13 protein-coding genes are annotated in these 18585 nt (G+C 46.3%); 4 read left to right on the plus strand and 9 right to left on the minus strand.

Features of this window, described 5'->3' with window-relative positions; translation table 11 throughout:
- Positions 1-60: 60 nt before the first annotated feature.
- From L4D06_RS19495 to malX, 7 genes are all read right to left on the minus strand, one after another.
- Entirely contained in the window at positions 61-1212 is a 1152-nt protein-coding gene (locus L4D06_RS19495; protein WP_429740774.1) for a porin, read from the minus strand.
- Positions 1213-1227: 15 nt separating this feature from the next.
- On the minus strand, positions 1228-1989 hold the full coding sequence (locus L4D06_RS19500) for a hypothetical protein (RefSeq protein WP_429740775.1): 762 nt from the start codon (positions 1987-1989) through the stop codon (positions 1228-1230).
- Positions 1990-2278: 289 nt separating this feature from the next.
- Positions 2279-5407 (minus strand): efflux RND transporter permease subunit, encoded by a 3129-nt coding sequence (locus L4D06_RS19505; RefSeq protein ID WP_429740776.1) that lies wholly within the window; start codon positions 5405-5407, stop codon positions 2279-2281.
- 11 nt (positions 5408-5418) lie between these two features.
- Positions 5419-6462 carry an efflux RND transporter periplasmic adaptor subunit gene (locus L4D06_RS19510; RefSeq protein ID WP_429740777.1) on the minus strand — a complete coding sequence of 348 codons (1044 nt, stop codon included), beginning with the start codon at positions 6460-6462 and terminating at the stop codon, positions 5419-5421.
- A gap of 20 nt (positions 6463-6482) precedes the next feature.
- On the minus strand, positions 6483-7844 hold the full coding sequence (locus L4D06_RS19515) for a TolC family protein (protein ID WP_429740779.1): 1362 nt from the start codon (positions 7842-7844) through the stop codon (positions 6483-6485).
- Positions 7845-8102: 258 nt separating this feature from the next.
- Complete coding sequence (locus tag L4D06_RS19520; RefSeq protein ID WP_429740781.1) at positions 8103-9278, minus strand: MalY/PatB family protein; 1176 nt, start codon at positions 9276-9278, stop codon at positions 8103-8105.
- Between the two features lie 79 nt (positions 9279-9357).
- Complete coding sequence (gene malX / locus L4D06_RS19525; RefSeq protein WP_274164646.1) at positions 9358-10932, minus strand: maltose/glucose-specific PTS transporter subunit IIBC; 1575 nt, start codon at positions 10930-10932, stop codon at positions 9358-9360.
- Positions 10933-11180: 248 nt separating this feature from the next.
- Here malX and malI point away from each other — a divergent pair, with 248 nt between their 5' ends.
- The 3 genes from malI (at position 11181) to L4D06_RS19540 (ending at position 14300) form a co-directional block, all read left to right on the plus strand.
- Entirely contained in the window at positions 11181-12200 is a 1020-nt protein-coding gene (gene malI / locus L4D06_RS19530; protein WP_274164653.1) for a Mal regulon transcriptional regulator MalI, read from the plus strand.
- A 98-nt stretch (positions 12201-12298) separates the two neighbouring features.
- A complete protein-coding gene (locus L4D06_RS19535; protein ID WP_274164647.1) occupies positions 12299-13381 on the plus strand; it encodes a site-2 protease family protein in 1083 nt (360 codons plus the stop codon).
- A 133-nt stretch (positions 13382-13514) separates the two neighbouring features.
- Positions 13515-14300 (plus strand): class I SAM-dependent DNA methyltransferase, encoded by a 786-nt coding sequence (locus L4D06_RS19540; protein ID WP_429740783.1) that lies wholly within the window; start codon positions 13515-13517, stop codon positions 14298-14300.
- Positions 14301-14336: 36 nt separating this feature from the next.
- Here the strand turns inward: L4D06_RS19540 and L4D06_RS19545 are convergent, their stop codons facing one another.
- Both L4D06_RS19545 and L4D06_RS19550 read right to left on the minus strand, forming a co-directional pair.
- Positions 14337-15098 carry a hypothetical protein gene (locus L4D06_RS19545; protein WP_429740785.1) on the minus strand — a complete coding sequence of 254 codons (762 nt, stop codon included), beginning with the start codon at positions 15096-15098 and terminating at the stop codon, positions 14337-14339.
- A gap of 410 nt (positions 15099-15508) precedes the next feature.
- On the minus strand, positions 15509-16459 hold the full coding sequence (locus tag L4D06_RS19550) for a class I SAM-dependent methyltransferase (protein WP_429740787.1): 951 nt from the start codon (positions 16457-16459) through the stop codon (positions 15509-15511).
- A 741-nt stretch (positions 16460-17200) separates the two neighbouring features.
- Between L4D06_RS19550 and L4D06_RS19555 the strand changes: the two genes are divergently transcribed.
- Positions 17201-18433, plus strand: a complete 1233-nt coding sequence (locus L4D06_RS19555; RefSeq protein ID WP_429740789.1) for a DEAD/DEAH box helicase — start codon at positions 17201-17203, stop codon at positions 18431-18433.
- Positions 18434-18585: the final 152 nt, after the last annotated feature.

The following is an 18585-nucleotide window of genomic DNA, read 5'->3' on the forward strand; positions in this document are numbered from 1 at the left end:
AGTTCCGGTAATAAAAAAGCCACCGAAGTGGCTTTTTTGCTTTTGCTCTTTCTTTCACTCTTAGAAGTTCATTCGAAACGCTAAATAGAAAAAATCTTCTTGTTTATCATCTGACGCTTTTTCATACGCTTTATATTCATTCATTTTGAACTCATCAGCATGACGGAAGCTGTATTCAGCAATGAAACGAATTTTAGGCGTCAAGAAATAATGCGCATCCAACACAAAGTCGTTAATGAGTTTTTCACCATAAGCATCATTTTTCTGTGTAAAGTAGCCAGCACGAAGATCCAGCTTTTCAATGCCAGTCCAACGCACCATGGTTTCTAGGCCTTTATTGGTGCCTAAATCCGCCGCCGTACCCTCTAATTTATCTTCCGAGTAAATAAACGAAGTACCAAAGTCGCCATAGTAATATTCTGCACCTACACCCCAAAAGCTGTAACTGTCTGCCACGCTGCTTGGTCGATGATTTTCATCAGTCGCATAGGTTTTTTGGAATGCAACAACTGGCTTAATGTGGCTAAATTCAGACAAGGTGAAGTTATAGCTCGCCGCACCATTGAACCCTTTATCAACACCAGTATCACTGAAGAAACCAGAGTTCATGATGTAGCCAGTCGAGAAGGTTAACCCGCCAATCTGGTGACCATATTCAAGGGTATTATCTTGTCGAGTTACACCAGAAGCACTGCCGTCGACTAATGACGAGCGTGAAGCAATGGTTTCACCACCACCGTTAAAGGCAAAAAAATCGGTTAGATTGACGAGCTCTAGTAAACCCGAACCCACTCGACCGACAGATACCTTGCCATAGTCTTTAGAATCGATACCCGCGAAAACATAACGTGGTGCGAGATCGTTGGCATCTTTGTCCATACCCACGACTGCTTTGTCCGACGTCACATCAAACTCCATGATTCCAAACGCAGTCAAATCGTTATCAATGGGCTGGTAGGACTGAGCGCCGATTCGTGCATCAAGCCACCCTGTCGTACTACTTGACGGCAGCGCTCCATCACGTGTTTGTACATCACTTATGTTGTATTGAAGGCGACCCGTTAAAAACGTGCTCGCGGGGGGAACTTCCATCAACTGCGTTTCTTCAATTTCAACGATGTCCTGCTCCGGGTTGTCTTGAATACCGTCAGCCAATGCCATAAACGGGAACATTGCAAATGGAAATATAATACTCTTATTAATATTTTTCATCGTATTCAAACCTACTTAAAAGAAATAACGAAGACCCATGTAAACCTGAGAATTATCAGATTTCATGGTGGTCAATTCAGTGGCTTTAATATCTGTTTTTCCATAGTCAAGACGGGTGTTAACCCACATTTTCTTATTAGCCGTAATTGGCGCATTTAAAGAAAATTTGGCGCTCGTATTGGTCACAGTGAGACCGTCACCACTTAATTTTTGATACTCAGGCCAAAAAAGAATAAAAGCCCCAGAGTCGCCAACTTGACGTGTGGCTGCCAGTGCAACACTTGCACCATCAACGTTGGCCTTAGAGCCTGAAGCTTTGATGTCACCATTCACATAGGCTGCAATAGGAAAAACCATAAAGCCTGGTGTATAAACAGGATTAACACCCACCACAGTGCCAATCGCAGCCAAGTTGGTGGTGATTGAATCAGATTTTTGATGAATGTAATCAAGCGACACTCCAACAGAAGGAATAAAGCCATTGTCTGCATCGAGCACATGGAAATACTGTGCGCGAGAATCGCGGTAGTGGAGGCCAAACTGATTGTCCGCATCCTCACCTTTAGATCCGAAAGTGGCCTCTCCTAAAAAGGCAAACTTATGACCATTGTCATAGCCGCCACTGATCATAGTGACTGGTTTCAATGTTGAATCGCCGCCAACCAATAGTGCTGCTTGGGTATAAACGTTGGTCAAATCTGAGGGGTCAATGTCCTGTGCCATTGCGGCGACAGAATATCCAGTTAACAAGAGCGGAAATAGAAAGTGTTTTTTCATCTCAACCTCGGTGTAATTAGAGTTCGCTTCTCTTGTAATACTCATTAAGAGAAGTAAGGTTGAGGTGACTTTAACAATGAGGGGAACAGGCTGAAATGGCGTTTTTTTCGACCATTATATTTTTTAGCTATTGCAGATAACCACATAGAAAATAAAGCGATATACTCCCAAGCAACTTAATTATGTTTTCTACCAATAACTCTGTTTTAGGGCGCTTTATGTTTAACGAAATGAAAAAATGCCGAGACAAAGCCCGGCATATTTATCGTAAGTTTGTATTCAGTCGCGTCTAAGCAGGAACAGATGATGGCACAGCACGCTTCATCTTCTCTCTCAGTTTCTGAAATATCGCGTAGAACCCGGGAGTGATAATCGTCCCGAGAGCCAGAATACAGAGTATGCCACCCAACAGTGCAATACCCATATTATTCTGAGCAACCGCACCAGCACCCGACGCTAACGCCATTGGCAAAACACCGAGAATAAATGACCAGGATGTCATATTTACTGCGCGGAAACGCATCGTGCCACCGAGGATTGCTGCCGTCTCAATATCCTGGTTTTCTTTCTCACGTTTTAATTTAGCGAACTCGACAATCAGGATAGAGTTTCTGGCCGCCATTGAAATCAGCAACACCAAGCCTATTTGCGCATAAAGCGTGAGTGGCATTCCCGCCAAGTATAAGCCTACCATGGTGCCAACCGCAGCCATTGGCGCAGCGATGATGATGACAATAGGCAGCGCCCACGATTCGTATTGTGCAACAAGGAAGAGGTAGATAAAGACCAGCGCAGCAATCAATGCCAATGCAATGGTGTTCCCTGCCGTCTTCTCTTGCAATGCCATTGACGTCCACTCGTAGGTGTAGCCTTCTGGTAACACCTCATTTGCAACACGTTCCATCGCAGCAATGGCTTGTCCGGAAGAATAACCAGGAGCAACACCGACGAACATTTTCGTTGCTGAAAGCATGTTATACGTGTTGGTGACATCTGCATCCAGTTTTGGCTCTAATGTCGCCAGCGCAGAAAGTGGGATCATCTCTCCCGCAGCAGATCGAACGTGAATACGTGAGATATCTTCAACATCAACACGTTGCTCAGTTTTCGCCTGTAGGAAGGTGTAATACGTGCGCCCAAACATCGAGAAATCATTGACACGAGAACCCGCGAGATACGTCATCAATGTCTCGTTGATCACAGAGACTGGAATGCCGTATTGGCGCGCTTTTTCGCGGTCAATATCGATGTAGTAGTGAGGAACGTTAGCACGGAACAGCGAAAACACGCCTTGAAGTTCCGGCGCTTGATTCGCCGCCATCATCAGTTGGAATGTCGCTGCTGACAAATCAGCTTTCGTCCCACCCGCGCTATCTTGAAGCATGAACTCAAGGTTTTCACCTTGTCCAACACCGGGAATAGCAGGTGGAGCAATCGCCATCGCCATGCCTTCTTTCAGCGCTGCCATCTTCATGTTTAAACGTGCGGCAACGGCATTCACATCATTTTTTCCGTCTAGTGCTTTGCGTTCTTCCCATGGTTTAAGATTCACAAAGAATGTCGCAGAGTTAGGCTGGAAAGACATGGAAAGCGCAGCAAAACCTGTCGCGCCACCCACTTCTTGAACCGCAGGGTCGGCAAGCATGATTTCTTGAAGTGAATCGACATACGCTTGGGTACGCGCACGAGATGCTCCGTCTGGCAATGTCGCAACGGCCAACATGTTGCCTTTGTCTTCTCGTTCAACAAACGCCGTCGGAATAGAGCTACCAAGCAATATCATTGCGGCCAGCGTACCACCAAAGATCGCGAACAAGACAACAGCTTTACGCACAACCAGGGTCACCATCTTACCGTAGGCAACGGTGATACGGTCAAAGACACGGTTAAACGCAATATACCAAGCGGGTTGTTTTTCTACACGACGCATAAACATTGCACACAGTGCAGGAGATAGCGTCAGCGCATTAATACCTGAAATTACCAAAGCAATACAGATGGTTAAACCAAACTGGGCAAACATCTGACCGGTAATACCTGGCAGCATAGAAACAGGAAGGAACACCGCCAGCATCACCAAGGTTGAAGCAACGATAGGCCCCGTCACCTCCTCCATTGACCTCAAGGTTGCCTGTGCCGGCGTCATATCTTTGTTTTCACGAAGAGTGCGTTCAACGTTTTCGATTACAAGAATCGCATTATCAACCACAATACCGATGGCGAGTATCAAGCCAAACAGTGTAATGGTGTTGATCGTAAAACCTAGCAGATCCATAAAGAAGAATGAACCCACGAGTGATACTGGAATCGCCGCTAAAGGTACGAGGGTTGCACGCCAGTCACCAAGAAAGATAAAGGTGACAATCACCACCAGCACAATCGCAATGATCAAGGTTTCAACGATGTCAGAAATCGAGTCTTCCACAAACGTCGTCATGTCAAACGGCAGGTTGTACTGAACATCGTAAGGATATTCGGTGCTTTCCAGCAGCGCCTTCACTTGCTCTCCGGTATCCAACGCATTGGCTCCCGGCGCTAACGTGATGTACATCAGCGCGGATTCTGCCATGTTGTAGAATGTCGCCGCATTGTAATGCGCATCACCCAGTTCGATCTCAGCTAGATCGTTCAAGTAGATGTTCGAGCCATCTGGTGCGGTTTTAACCATGATGTTCGCAAACTCATGGATTTCATTGAGACGACCTTTCGTGAGCAATGGAATTTGCTTTTGCGTGTCGTTCAAATGCGGACCGGCACCCACCGCGCCAACTGGCATTTGGATATTTTGATCCATCAGTGCCAAACGCACTTCATTCGTCGTGACGTTAAGCGCAGCCATCTTGTCAACGTCTAGCCAGATACGCATGCCGTACGTCGGCCCTAGCAATACGGCTTCAGACACACCGCCGATACGAGTCAACTCATCAATAAGATTGATTTCCGTCCAGTTGTTCAGAAATGTCTCATCATAAGTGCCATTTGGCGAACTGACCGCAACTGCCATTAAAAAGTCAGGAGCCGCTTTGTTAACGCGCACACCAAACTGATTGACTATGTCAGGCAGGCTTCGAGAAGCTGTCGCTACACGGTTTTGAACCATCACCTGTGCCTGATCGAGATCAGTGCCAATTTCGAAGGTTACCTGCAACATATAGGTCCCGTCATTGGCAGCACGACCACTCATGTACAGCATGTTATCCACGCCGTTTATCTCGGCTTCAATCGGCTTGGCAACGACCTCTTCAATGGTCTCCGCACTTGCACCTGGATAGACAGCAATCACATTGATCATGGGAGGCGTAATGTCTGGATATTCTGAAACAGGCATCGTTTTAATTGACACGAAGCCAACCAACATCATCACGATAGAAATAACAAATGCGAACTTGGGTCTATTAATAAAAAATTTACTCAGCATATGCGACCTCCTTACTTCTCACTGACCACGACTGGCACATCTGGACGAACGCGCAGCAAGCCAGATGTAATCACCTGCTCCCCCGCATCGATACCGTCATTGACAAAAACGTTCGAGCCTTTTCGTTCCAATACATTCACAGACCGCCGCTCTGCTTTGCCATCGTTAACAACATAAACAAACTGCTCTGTCAGCGCTTGTTGCACAGAAGCCTGAGGAATCCAAACACCATCAAACGACGCGGCGTTGTTTAGGGACACGCGAACAACCTGATTCGGGAACAATGACAAATCTTCATTATCAAACTTGGCTGCCACCTGAATCGTCCCGCTCGCTGGGTTGATTTTGTTATCTACAAACTTGAGCGTTCCCTCCTGCCCGGTTTCATCCAAAGAGAACGTCACAACGCCCTGCTGCTCGGCTTTTTGCTGCAAATACTCGGCATGGCTAACAGAAAACGTCGCGGTGATTGGGTGTACCTGAACAATGTCAGTGATTGGGCCTGAAGCGGGTGTGATCATATCGCCCTTTGAGAAGTTGCTTTTGCCCAAGCGTCCACTGTAAGGCGCACGAATTTGCGTGTACGCCAAATCGTCTTGAGCTTTGTTAGCTGCAGCACTTGCCACATCAACGTTAGCGCGAGATACAGTAAGTTCAGCAGTAATGTCATCCAAATTCGATTGCGTAGAACCACCATTATTTTGGAGTGCAACCACGCGCTTATGAGAGAGCTCTACACGCGCCAGTGCCGCTTTCGCTTTTTCGAGGTTTGCTTCAGCAATCGCCAACGCTTGTTGATATGGAATGGGGTCGATATCAAACAACACATCGCCTTCGTTCACCCACGCACCATCGTTGAAATGCTGCTTTACGAGGTAGCCGGAAATACGCGTCACTAGTCTTGCGTGCTCTGCCGCTTCAAGTTTTGCCACGTAAGACTTTGTCGGCACAAAAAGCGCACTTTCTGCGGTTAGTGCGTCAACTTGAACGCCTTGTGCCAACGCCAGGCCCGGAAACAAAAGAGTGGAAAGAAGCAAGTTTTTATTCATTTTCATAATAGTGATGACTCCTAACTTTATAATTCGTGTTTCAGGCTGGCATTTAAGCCATTGATATCTTCCACAGCTAACTCTCCAGCAATAAACTTGAGCATTAGGCTATTGATAATAAAGTTGTACTTTGATTGGTTGACCTGATTCTGTGTCTGGAAGTAACGAGTGTTGGCATCTAGCACTTCAGTCATGGTTCGAGTACCGACGTCATAGCCTTTCTCAATGGCATTGAGGGCTGCTTTTGCGGATAAGAGACTTTGTTGATGAGCGCTCAGAGAATGGAATGATGCGGTCGCAAATCGCTCCGCCTGATTCACTTGCTCAGTGACACTGCGATGCGTTTGCTCTTGCACGCTCTGCGCTAAGATCAAACCTTCTTTTGCTATGTCTACCTGGCTTGACGTACGGCCGCCTGTGTAAAGTGGCAAATTAGCGGAAATACCTACTTCAATTTCAGTGAGATTATCCAGTTTTCCGTCTTCAAGTTTGTTACCACCAAGGCGTGTAATGTCCATCAGCAATTCCTGATTCACACCACCAAACAGCACAACCGTAGGTTTATGACCGCTCTGCGCAAGGTCTATCTGTTGCTTTGCGATATCAATTGCCTGAGTCGCTAAACGTAGGTCATGGTTGTTTTGTTGAGCTTTTCGCTGCCACTGCAATAGATTGTTGTCAACCGGCTTCTGGGGTGAGAACAGCGCTGCATCAATAGGGAACACACTGGTGAACTGCTTGCCTGTCAGCAGGTAGAGACTATCGAGGCTATTTTCATACACAGCGCGCGTTTGAATGATATTGGCTTTCGCCATGTCATATTTGGCCTGTGCTTCCCAATGATCGAGTTCACTGGCAAGTCCAAGCTCAACTCGCATCGAAGTCTGCTTATTGACTTCTTCAATGGTATCGAGGCTTGCCTCGGCAACCGTCAAGGCATCATTCGCACGCAACACATTGAAATAGGCTACGGACGTTCTGAGAACCAATGACGATTCTGCCTTGTCCACCAGTAAAGAAGCATTCGAGGCACCCTGCTTGGCAATATCAACACCAAGCTTTGCCGCTGGCGTGTATATGGCCTGTGTCAGCTTAGCGCCGATACCCACACTGTTACCCGAGCCCCCAATGGTTGCATCAACGCCACGATGATCGTGAAGGTGAACAGCATTAAAGTAGGCGTGTAATTGAGGAAGTAAATTTGCCATCGCCAAATCAACGCTTTGATTCGCGATACTGGCCTGTGCATTTATCTGTGAAAGTAGGGGGTCATGCGAAAGCGCTAATTGATGAAGTTTTTTTAGGTCAACGGATTCTGCATTTACAGCCCCCGAAAACAGCGCGCCCACAATCAATGAAGTAAATAGCTTTGTATGCCGATAGTCCATAGAGCCTGCTTATTGTTATTGGATAAATTCCTGTCGATGGAAGGGGATGTCCATTATCCCTAACAAGAATTTTCAACAAATTTTCAAGTTTTCTCTATGACGCTTTTTTTCACCATTAAATTTTTGAGTGATTGCAGGCGCACCATCGAGCCGAAATAATTGGTGCTGTGAGAGTCAATTACATCCTACGAAACTCACTTGGTTTTCTCTTTTTCAAAGAGTTTAGCGCCACATTTTGTGGCGCTTTTTTTATGCCTATTAAACTTGAATGCCTATTGCCCCGACCAGCGCATCTAACCCCGCCTGAACTTTCGCTCGAGGACAGCCAAGGTTCAATCGAACGTACCCTTTCCCTGACTCGCCATAAACGCCGCCGTCCATGATAGCTACATTGAAGTGCTCAATCAGGTCACTTTGTAGTTTTTGCATATCGAGATTCAACGCAGAAAGATCGATCCATGCCAAATACGTCGCATCAGGCACCTGATATTCAATGTTATCAAAAGCACTATTCAACGTATCGCGCACCAGTTCATGACTTTCTTTCACATATGCATTCAGCGCTGTTAGCCAAGTTTCACCGTGGTTATAAGCCGCCATCATCCCGATGACGCCCATAATTGATGGGGACGATAGTCCGTCGACTTCTTTCAATTTGAACAAATAATCATTGCGCGATTGTTCACTAGAAATCATGGCATAAGCGCCATTCAGCGCTGGGATATTGAAAGACTTCGATGCAGACGTCACCAACGCCCAGCGCTGTTTCATGCCAAAACCCAACCATGGCGTATGCGCTTTGAACGCAACATCCATGTGGATTTCATCCGAGATCAAGGCAACATCGTGTTCATCGCAAAGCGCTGCAATACGCTCAAGTTCTTCGCGACTCCACACTCGTCCCGTTGGGTTGTGAGGGCTGCATAACAAGAACACTGTGGTGTCAGGTTGCGCCAACTGCTGTTCCAGTAGCGACCAGTTAATCTCCCAACCGCTGGCGGTTTTTAGCAACGGATTGCGAATACAGCGACGACCTGCGCCTTCGACCAGTTTGTCGAAAGCATCATAGGCGGGTGTCTGAAACACAATGCCATCGCCAGCATGGCTCCATTTCTCAATCAACTTGGCAATGATATAAATTACCGATGGGCCATAAACAAGGGTGTCTTTATCAATCTGAGTATCGAATCTGCGTTGATACCAACTTGCAATCGCACCTTTGAAATCATCATGGTTCCAACGGCTATATCCCAGCACCGGATGCTCTAAACGTGCTTTTAATGCGTCAATCACGGCGTCTGGTGCCGCGAAGTCCATGTCCGAAATGGTGAAAGGCAGCAAACCTGCTTTACCAAACCTGTCCTGCACGTAATCCCATTGCGTGCAGTAAGTGCCCATGCGGTCAATTGAGGTATCGAAATTCTGTGTTGTCATTTTAGGGTCCACACAAACAAGAAAACCCTCGGTCTGACTTTGACCGTCAATCCGAGGGTTTTAGGGGGATACTGTTGAATTAGCTCGCTGTCATCAACGCTTGCATTTCATTCTTCACAAGGTGTACTTGCGTACCGATAACCACTTGGAGGCTGTGAGCATCTAGCTTCACCACACCCAGTGCACCGTAAGCTTTTAGCTTGTCCGCATCGACCAAGTCCATGTTATCAACGGTTAGGCGAAGGCGAGTAATACAGTTGTCTAGTGAGGTAATATTACCTTTACCACCCAGGGCTTTCAGAATCGCTGCACCTTTACCAGATTCGTTGATAAATGCCGCTTCTAGCTCACCATCCACTTCTGCGGTATCGACTTCACGACCTGGCGTTTTCAGGTTGAACTTTAGAATCGCAAACTTGAATACAGTGTAGTAAACCGCGAACCATGCCGCCGCGACCAATGGCACCAAGTACCATTTGGTTGCTGTGCCTTGAAGTACGCCAAATACCAAGAAGTCGATGATGTTGCCGTCGGTGTTACCGATGGTCACGTCAAGCAGACCCATAACCATGAAGCCAAGACCCGTCAAGATTGCGTGAACCACATACAGAACAGGTGCAACGAACAGGAACAAGAACTCTAGTGGTTCAGTGATACCACCCACCACACATGCCACAACACCAGAAATCAGCAGCGCTTTAATTTTTGAACGGTTTTCTGGTTTTGCACAGTGGTACATCGCCAATGCCGCGCCTGGTAGGCCACCTAGGAATGCTGGCATCTTGCCTTGAGATAGGAATGCAGTCACTTCTGGGGTGAAACCGTTGGTTTCCGCACACGCTAACTCAGAGTAGAAAATGTTTAGTGCGCCAGAGACTGTCTCTCCACATACTGCCATGGTGCCACCCGCTTCGGTGAAACGAACCAGAGCCACTAGGATGTGGTGCAAACCAATAGGAAGTAGTAAACGCTCACCGGTACCGAACAGCATTGGGCCAAACGCGCCAGCACTTGCAATCAGATTACCGATACCGTTGATGCCCGCAGCAAAGTAAGGCCATACGAACGGGACCAGCACACCCACAACACCCAAGGTGATCGCAGAGATAATAGGAACAAAACGCGCGCCACCAAAGAACGCCAACGCATCTGGCATCTTGAAGGTGTAAAATCGCTGGTGAAGTCTCGCAACGATAATACCCACCAACACAGCACCTAAAATACCCGTGTCGATAGACTCAATGCCAATAATGCTCTTCACACCATAGGCTTTACTCGCCACGGGGTCGCCAAGCACGTTTGCTACCGTCAAGAAGAAGTTAATCGCAAGGTTAAACGCGGCATAACCCACGAAACCTGCAAAGGCGGCAACGCCTTTCTCTTCTCGCGCCATGCCAAGTGGAATCGCGATGGCGAACATCACCGGTAAATAGATGAATGCGACCAAGCCGATCTTGGTCATCCACATGAACAGGTATTGAAGCAGTATGTTATCTAAAAAGGGGATCGCTTCACGGATAGCAGCGCTCGAAAATGAGCTACCGATACCCAATAAAATGCCTGAGAACGCAAGAAGTGCCACTGGCAACATAAACGTTTTGCCTAGGCTTTGTAGAAACTCCCACATGGTGGTTTTTGTCGCTTTGTTCGTCATAACAACTCTCCGAAACATGAGAACATGACAGATGTGGCGGGTCATCGGACCAGCACACTGAATAAGTGATTTCGGAGCCATCATAGGGGATTTAATTTTTGGTAAAACGTTTTATCAAAACAAATGTGATCTCTGCATACTCCCTTAATCCACAAATTTGATCCGGTTTAAAAAACGAGAAAATAACAGTATCCTTTCCAGGTAAAACGTTTTATCAATGCACTCTGCCCTAAGACCATGCACAAGGAATATATGTGAAAAAAGTAACCATCACGGACGTGGCTCAACATGCTGGCGTTTCTGTTACCACGGTGTCGATGGTGCTCGGAAACAAAGGGCGGATTTCTCCTGATACGATTGAAAAGGTCAACCATGCGGTGTCAGAGCTTGGCTACGTACGCAATCGCGCCGCGGCGAATCTTCGTTCAAACAGCAGTGAAATCATTGGTTTGATACTCAAAGACATCAGCGACCCATACTATGCGCAAGTGGCGGCAGGGCTTTGTGAAGAAACGGAAAAGCAAGGCTATATGGTGTTTCTCACGCAAAGTAGTGATGAGAGTCAGTTCGAACAATGCGTGCTGACCATGGCACGACAAGGTGTGGGTGGCATTGCCTTTTGCCCGGCTAATGAAAACCAGCAAGTGAATGTGGAAGCGTTACACGCACACAACTTGCCTGTGGTCTGTATTTCTCGCGCTTCCGTTAACCAACACATTGACTATGTTGGGCCAGACAATGCGAGTGCTGCCAAAATGGCGACGGAGTATTTGATCAATCAAGGACATCGACGCATTGGTTATGTGGGCGGGAAAAGCAGCTCTCTTTGTCGTGCTGAACGTGTTGGGGGGTATTGCAGCACCTTAATGCAGTTTGGATTGCCTTTTAAACCCGAATGGGTGGTTGAATGCGATGCGGGTCAAGCACCAGCGGCCTCAGCGGTAGAAACCCTCTTGGCGAATCATCCACAAGTCACCGCCATACTTTGCCATTACTCTTCAACGGCAGTGGGCGCAGTTCAAGGTGTGCACCGCTTAGGGCGAACCGTAGGCTCAGACAATATCTTCAACAAACAGATTGCGATTGTCGGCTTTGATGCCGTTCAAGATGCCGAGTTAACAGAGCCGCCCATTACGTTTGTTAATTCCGACGCCAAAGAGATTGGTCGTCAGGCCGCACGACGTCTTATCGAACAGTTTGAAACCAGTGACCCCATCGCTCGCAAAGTCATTGTTGCCCCGACCATGATCAATGCCAACCTAGACTAATGCGTAAACTCGGGCGTTCGCGCCCTTCTGTCGTTTTCTCTGCTCAACAAAAGCTGCTACATTAGCGCCCATCACTAATCAGATTCAGTACCATCATTTTGGAATTATTCAATATTTCGTGCCTAGACAAACCACTTCGCTTAGAAGGGTCTCTCGCAGGATGGCAAGCACTTTACTGGGATAACCAACTGGTCTCTCAATTGGCCGCAAGTGCGGACAGTGAAGAAGAAAAAACACACTCATTTCAACTCGCCAGAGGCGAACTGATCTTAACGGTCAACGTCGCTTCCACCGTGACGTGGCAACCTTTTACCATTGATTATCGCGTGACCGTGAACGATGAGGTGGTGGAATCAGGCTCGCGTGATGAGAAAGATATCGAACGTCAAACGCCAGTTGTTGAACCACAAGCCAAAACCAAATTTAGCCTGATTGGTTTAGCGTCTCTTGGCATGAAGCTGTTCAAAAGCGCCAAGGTCATCAAAGTGGTGCTTGCAGGTGCAAGCGTGGCAGCCTATTCATGGCTCTTTTCATGGCAATTTGCCGCCGCATTGATTGCGTGTTTAGTGGTGCATGAATACGGTCATATTCGAGCCATGAAATACTTCGGTATGAAAACCAAAGGTATTTACCTGATCCCATTCATGGGCGGTCTCGCGCTCTCTGACGAGAAAATCAATACGCGCTGGCAAGACGTAGTGATTTCCATCATGGGTCCCACCTTTGGCTTATTTATGTCACTCGCGGCGATGGTGGCTTATTGGGTGACAGGAAATGTGTTTTTTGCAGGCCTCGCAACCTTTAACGCTCTGTTAAACCTGTTTAACCTTCTGCCTATCTTGCCGCTTGATGGTGGGCACATACTGAAAAGCATCAGTTTCTCGATGAACAGTATCGCGGGCTTGATTGCGTGTGTGGCTGGTGCAGCAGTCGGTGTGTTTGTCAGTTACACCTTCGGACTTGCCCTACTCGGATTCTTGTTGTTGATTGGTAGTGCAGAAATTGTGTTTGAGTGGAAGTATCGTCACCATTCTCACCTACTACCGCTCACCCGATATGGGCAACTGTTCAGCACCGCATGGTATTTGGTCACTGTGGCCTCACTGATTGGCGTGATCATGTACTTCGCCACCAAAGGGGATGAAATGCTGGCACTGCCTCTGATGATATTGCAGAGCTAATCGTTTTTACTCACAGCTAACACATCAATCTACGCGAGCTAAGGCTCGCGTTTTTTCTATGTGATTGAAACGAAATGTACGCCGATGATATATATTGTGATTTATATCGCATTTAGATTTTTTGTGATGTAGCATGCGCCACCTTTTCTCTTTGCGGTGGTTTGGCTTGATTACTTCATCATCCAATGCGCTGTATACAGATCTATCGGGTTACTACGATCTGATGTGCGCAGACATTAACTATGAATCACAGAGTCACTGTATTCGTAGACTTCATCAGCTATTTGGTAACCAAGGAAAGCGCCATCTAGATCTGGCGTGTGGCACTGGCCCACACATTCGTCATTTCATTGATACTGGCTTTATGAGTAATGGTCTGGATTTAAATCAGCCTATGCTCGATCAGGCAAAATTGCGCTGCCCAGAAGCTGAGTTTTCTCTGCAAAACATGTGTAACTTTGTCGTTGACCAACCCTACGACTTAATCACCTGTTTTCTGTACTCCATTCACTACAGTGGAAGCATTGAAAACCTAACTGCATGTATTCGTAGCGCGCATGCTGCGTTGAAAGAAGGCGGGGTTTTCTGTTTTAACACGGTAGAGAAAGGATTGATCAACAATAACTCCTTTGTTCGCCACAGTGTTGAGCAAGACGGCAGCCATTTTGTATTTCAATCAGGTTGGTTTTACGAGGGCGAAGGTGACAAACAGGCACTGAAACTCAGCATCGAAAAAACCACCAACAAAGTAACCGAAGAATGGCATGACAACCACCCTATGGTTGCCATCACATTTGATGAGCTAAAAGGCCTGCTTGATCCTTACTTTGAAGTGACTGTGTTCGAGCACGACTATGAAAAACTTGAGCTGTGGAATACACAATCAGGAAACGCGATCTTCGTTTGCGTAAAGCGCTAACGAACAAAAGGCCGGCGAATTCGCCGGCCTAGCCGTTTAGATTGATTTACCATTAATCGTGGCGGACAAAAGTTCTTCCGATCCCGTAGTTTTCGTGCCATTTAATTGTGTTGTTTCAAACGTCTCTTTAAGCGTGATGCCATTTCCAACACCCAGATGCTGTGTAAACACAGTGCTAGACTGAACACCTTCCGAGCTAGTCACATCGAAGGTCAGTAACATCACGCACGCTTCGAACGTTCCCGCAGGCACAGTAACCTCTTCGCTACGCAGAAATTCCATGCTGTAATCCATCGTGTCGGTTTGCACATTATTCACAAATTGCGTCACCGTTGAATAGGTTTTCTTCTCACCCCTATCCAAGGCGTAATTGATCATCAAGCCGCTAGGACGATAAGTGTATTCCTTATTGTCCAACACCTGCCCAATCGTGGTGATCGTACCGGCACTGGTGTCTACAACAATATAGGTTCGGTTATCAGTACTTTCACCGTCTTGAGTCGTTTCTTCAATGGCATTGGTGTAGCCACGATAAGTTGTTATCTGAGTGATTTCAGTGGTGCTCGATTCGGTCATCGGTTGAGAGTTGCCTACAACCTCTGAATACTCTTCGGTTACCTTTGTTCCAACGGCATACAACTCTTCATTGAAGCAAGCAGACGAATTTGAAACTTGCCCGGTTGGGGTATCTTCAGTACTTGTATCTGTTCCTGAACCACTGCCCGAGTCAGAACCACCTCCTCCGCCACAACCTGAAAGAACTAGCGCAATACTCACGCCTAATAAATACAACTTCATACTTCCCTCTCCAACTTATATCTATCATTGTTCACTTTGCCGCTATTTAACAATCAGCGTGTTTACCATCGTTCAAAATTGAAAGTCTTCAATTTATGCGGAGTCTATCGTTCAGGTATAAAGGATGTTGATCTGAAAACGAGACGAGAGAGCAAAAATACATAAGCAATGCATATGCATGTAAGAGGGTATGGAAAAATGCTAGAGGACTCGAGAAATGGAGATAGTTATCATTCGTAACTATACCCAAACAATCTGTAGATGCTCGATTTCACAAGCCATCCATGTGTTCAATTCAAGGCCAATTCTTGTAGGAAGAATCATTCAATTTCAGAGGAATTTAACGACGAAGTGAGCGCACTAACCGCCTAAACACGAGCTAACCGCCTAGTAGAGAAAACGGTTTCTTGTCAAAATTTAGCGTGTTTCTGCGCGCCTTTATAATGCGTAATGATTTCTTCATCACCCACTGCGGTATTTGCCTTAGACCCAAGAAAAAACACGCCATTGGCAGCATCAATGTTATAACTTTCAGGGATCAGTCGATCAAGTAGCATCAACCAACACAAGCAAAGTTTTACAACCTTCCCTACCAAACGCGAACGAAATAACCCTCGAAAAAAGCCTTCAAACGCCCATAGTAATTGGGTTCCAGCTCCAGAGTTCACGCCAGATTTCACCAAGCTAAATTGTTTAAATAACAGTCGATGTCCACTTTCAGTAAAGCGTGTGAAATCATACGCACCTTCGTGTACATGTTGAAGAAACGGGGTTTCTGCATACACTAAACCATCAGGTTTAAGTAGCCGATGCACTTCATCAACTACGCCTTTAGGATCCAGTACGTGCTCAAGCACCGCCTGAACGATCACCGCATCGAAGCAGTTGTCTTCCAGCGGGACACTATGCGCATCGGCAATAAATTGAACATGTTTGGAGGCGTATATGTCGAACGAAACCAACTCAATGTTTTGGTCTTCATAGAAAGGAGTCATACCTTGACCGATCGTTCCTCCCCCTATGATGAGCACTCGAGGCTTTTCATGTTCATTGAACAAACGAGCAAGGATCAGCGCGACATTTTCGCGAGTGACACGATCTGATGGTGACACCAGCCACTTAATAGCTTTCATCACTCCACCATATGCCCGCCGTTGAACCATTGGTAGAGACCAATTTTGCGACGCCATCCCTTTTGAGCATTGATTAAATACAAGAGCAGAATGAGAGTGCTCAGGCGTTCTCTGAATTGAACGACTATTAGGCTTCAATGGATTGATTTCAAAGTCAACACTATCAGAATCACCGTCGCCGTGCTTACAACGCAACAAAGCAGAAACGTCTTTTCGATCGAGTAACATTGCTTATCTCACCGTAGCCTTAACATCATCTAATCGACATTTAATTTCTTGTAAAGGATGCGACAAAAACAATCCTCATCAGAAAAATCGAACCAATATAACGGAACAACCATATACACATAAATTCCAACAATCCATTGGTCAAATGAATTTAATGAAAAATTAAGACTTATAGACCAGAAAATATTCTAATTATAGATTCCACCACCCAATATAAAACCAATCCCCCACCACTATGAATGATCAATTAAGTTATTTAAAAACAACAAGTAATGATAATACTGGCAATCATGCTTGACGAAAAAACATAGTAAATCATATCAAGTTAACAACAAATCTAAACCACACCTCTCGCTCACGAAATTCTGACAATAAATTGACAAAACTCGCAAGTGGATTTCTATAAATTAAATATTTAAATAACAAAAATGCCTCCATTTTAAGACATGAAATCGTAGAAGAAATAAACTCACTTACAGTTCATTTAGTATCTTCTTATATTCTACACTGCTCAATTTTTGTACTTCCCAGCATCTTGTAACTTTATTGGCCTCTTAAAAAAAACCTCACTTCCCAATAAAAAACCAATTCCGAAACTATCCCAAAATGCCTAAAAATACATTGCGACTCCCAGTCTTGGGTGAGGTAAATCATTCGCGACTTTGAAGCATTTCTCCGCGCTGCACATTTCAAGGCAATCTGGTACACTCACGCTCCTTTTTCTTGGCCGAATGCAAAATCATGTCTAACACCGTGTTTTCACAACTTCACCCTACATTGCAGCAAACGCTCGTCCGTCTTGGTTACACTGAGCCGACTGAGATCCAGCAGCAAGCCATCCCAAAGGTGTTGGCGGGGTTTGATGTCATGGGTGCAGCGCAAACAGGCACAGGAAAAACCGCCGCGTTTACTTTGCCACTCATCCATCAACTGTTAGAACAGGGGGTGAAAGGAACAACGCGAGTATTGGTGGTGACTCCAACGCGAGAACTGGCCCAGCAGGTCTATGACAAGGTCGTCGAATACAGCCAAGATACGTCGCTCAAATGTGTCGCACTATATGGTGGTGCCAATATCAACCCACAGAAAAGTCAGCTTCAAAAAGGCCCAGAAATTGTGGTGGGTACGCCTGGTCGTCTTTTAGACCACCTACATATTGGCACGCTGAACCTTTCAAACCTCGACACCTTGGTGTTAGACGAAGCAGACCGCATGCTCGACATGGGGTTCATCTCAGACATCAAACGCTTGATGAAGAAAATGCCCAAAGAGCGCCAAACCCTTTTCTTCTCTGCGACGTACCCTAAACAAGTCATGGATTTGGCTTACCGCTTGTTGAATGAACCCGTGCGTATCGAAGTGTCTACCTCAAATAGCACTGCGGATACCGTGAACCAATTGGTTCACCCCGTCGATAAGAAACGTAAACGAGAATTACTGTCTTATTTGATTGGTAGCCGAAACCTGCAGCAGGTTTTAGTGTTTGCCAAAACTCGCCAAACTACCGAAGCGCTAGCCAACGAATTGAAACTGGATGGATTGGCGGCAGAAGCTATTCACGGTGAAAAAACGCAAGGTGCTCGCAACCGTGCATTGGAAGGTTTTAAAGAAGGCAAAGTGCGCGTGTTAGTCGCTACGGATGTTGCGGCTCGCGGATTAGACATTCCATCGCTGGATACCGTGTTCAACTACGAATTACCTCATGCACCTGAAGACTACATCCATCGTATTGGACGAACAGGTCGTGCCGGGAAAAGCGGCAACGCCATTTCACTGGTAAGTCGTGAAGAAGAAGGCATGCTCACCGCTATTGAAACCTTGATTGACCAACGCTTGCCGCAAGAGTGGCTAGCAGGGTTTGAGCCCGATTTGAATGCGGAAATTGAGCACCGCGAGAAGCGTGGTGGCAGAGGGGGCGATAAGCGTCGACTCAAACATCAATTGCTAAAAAAATCTGGTGCGAAAAAACGCTAATTAAAAATACACTTGGGCGCATTCGCGCCCTATGCCCTCTCAGGCTGTGCACACCGATGAATTACTCTCGTCCTTGATAATCCGCTACACTCACAAAGAAAATTCAATAAAACGAACACGCCTTATGCACATCCCATATATCCACTTTAACC

Origin of the sequence: Enterovibrio makurazakiensis, assembly GCF_050336585.1 — a bacterium.
Classification (GTDB): Bacteria; Pseudomonadota; Gammaproteobacteria; order Enterobacterales; family Vibrionaceae; genus Enterovibrio; species Enterovibrio gelatinilyticus.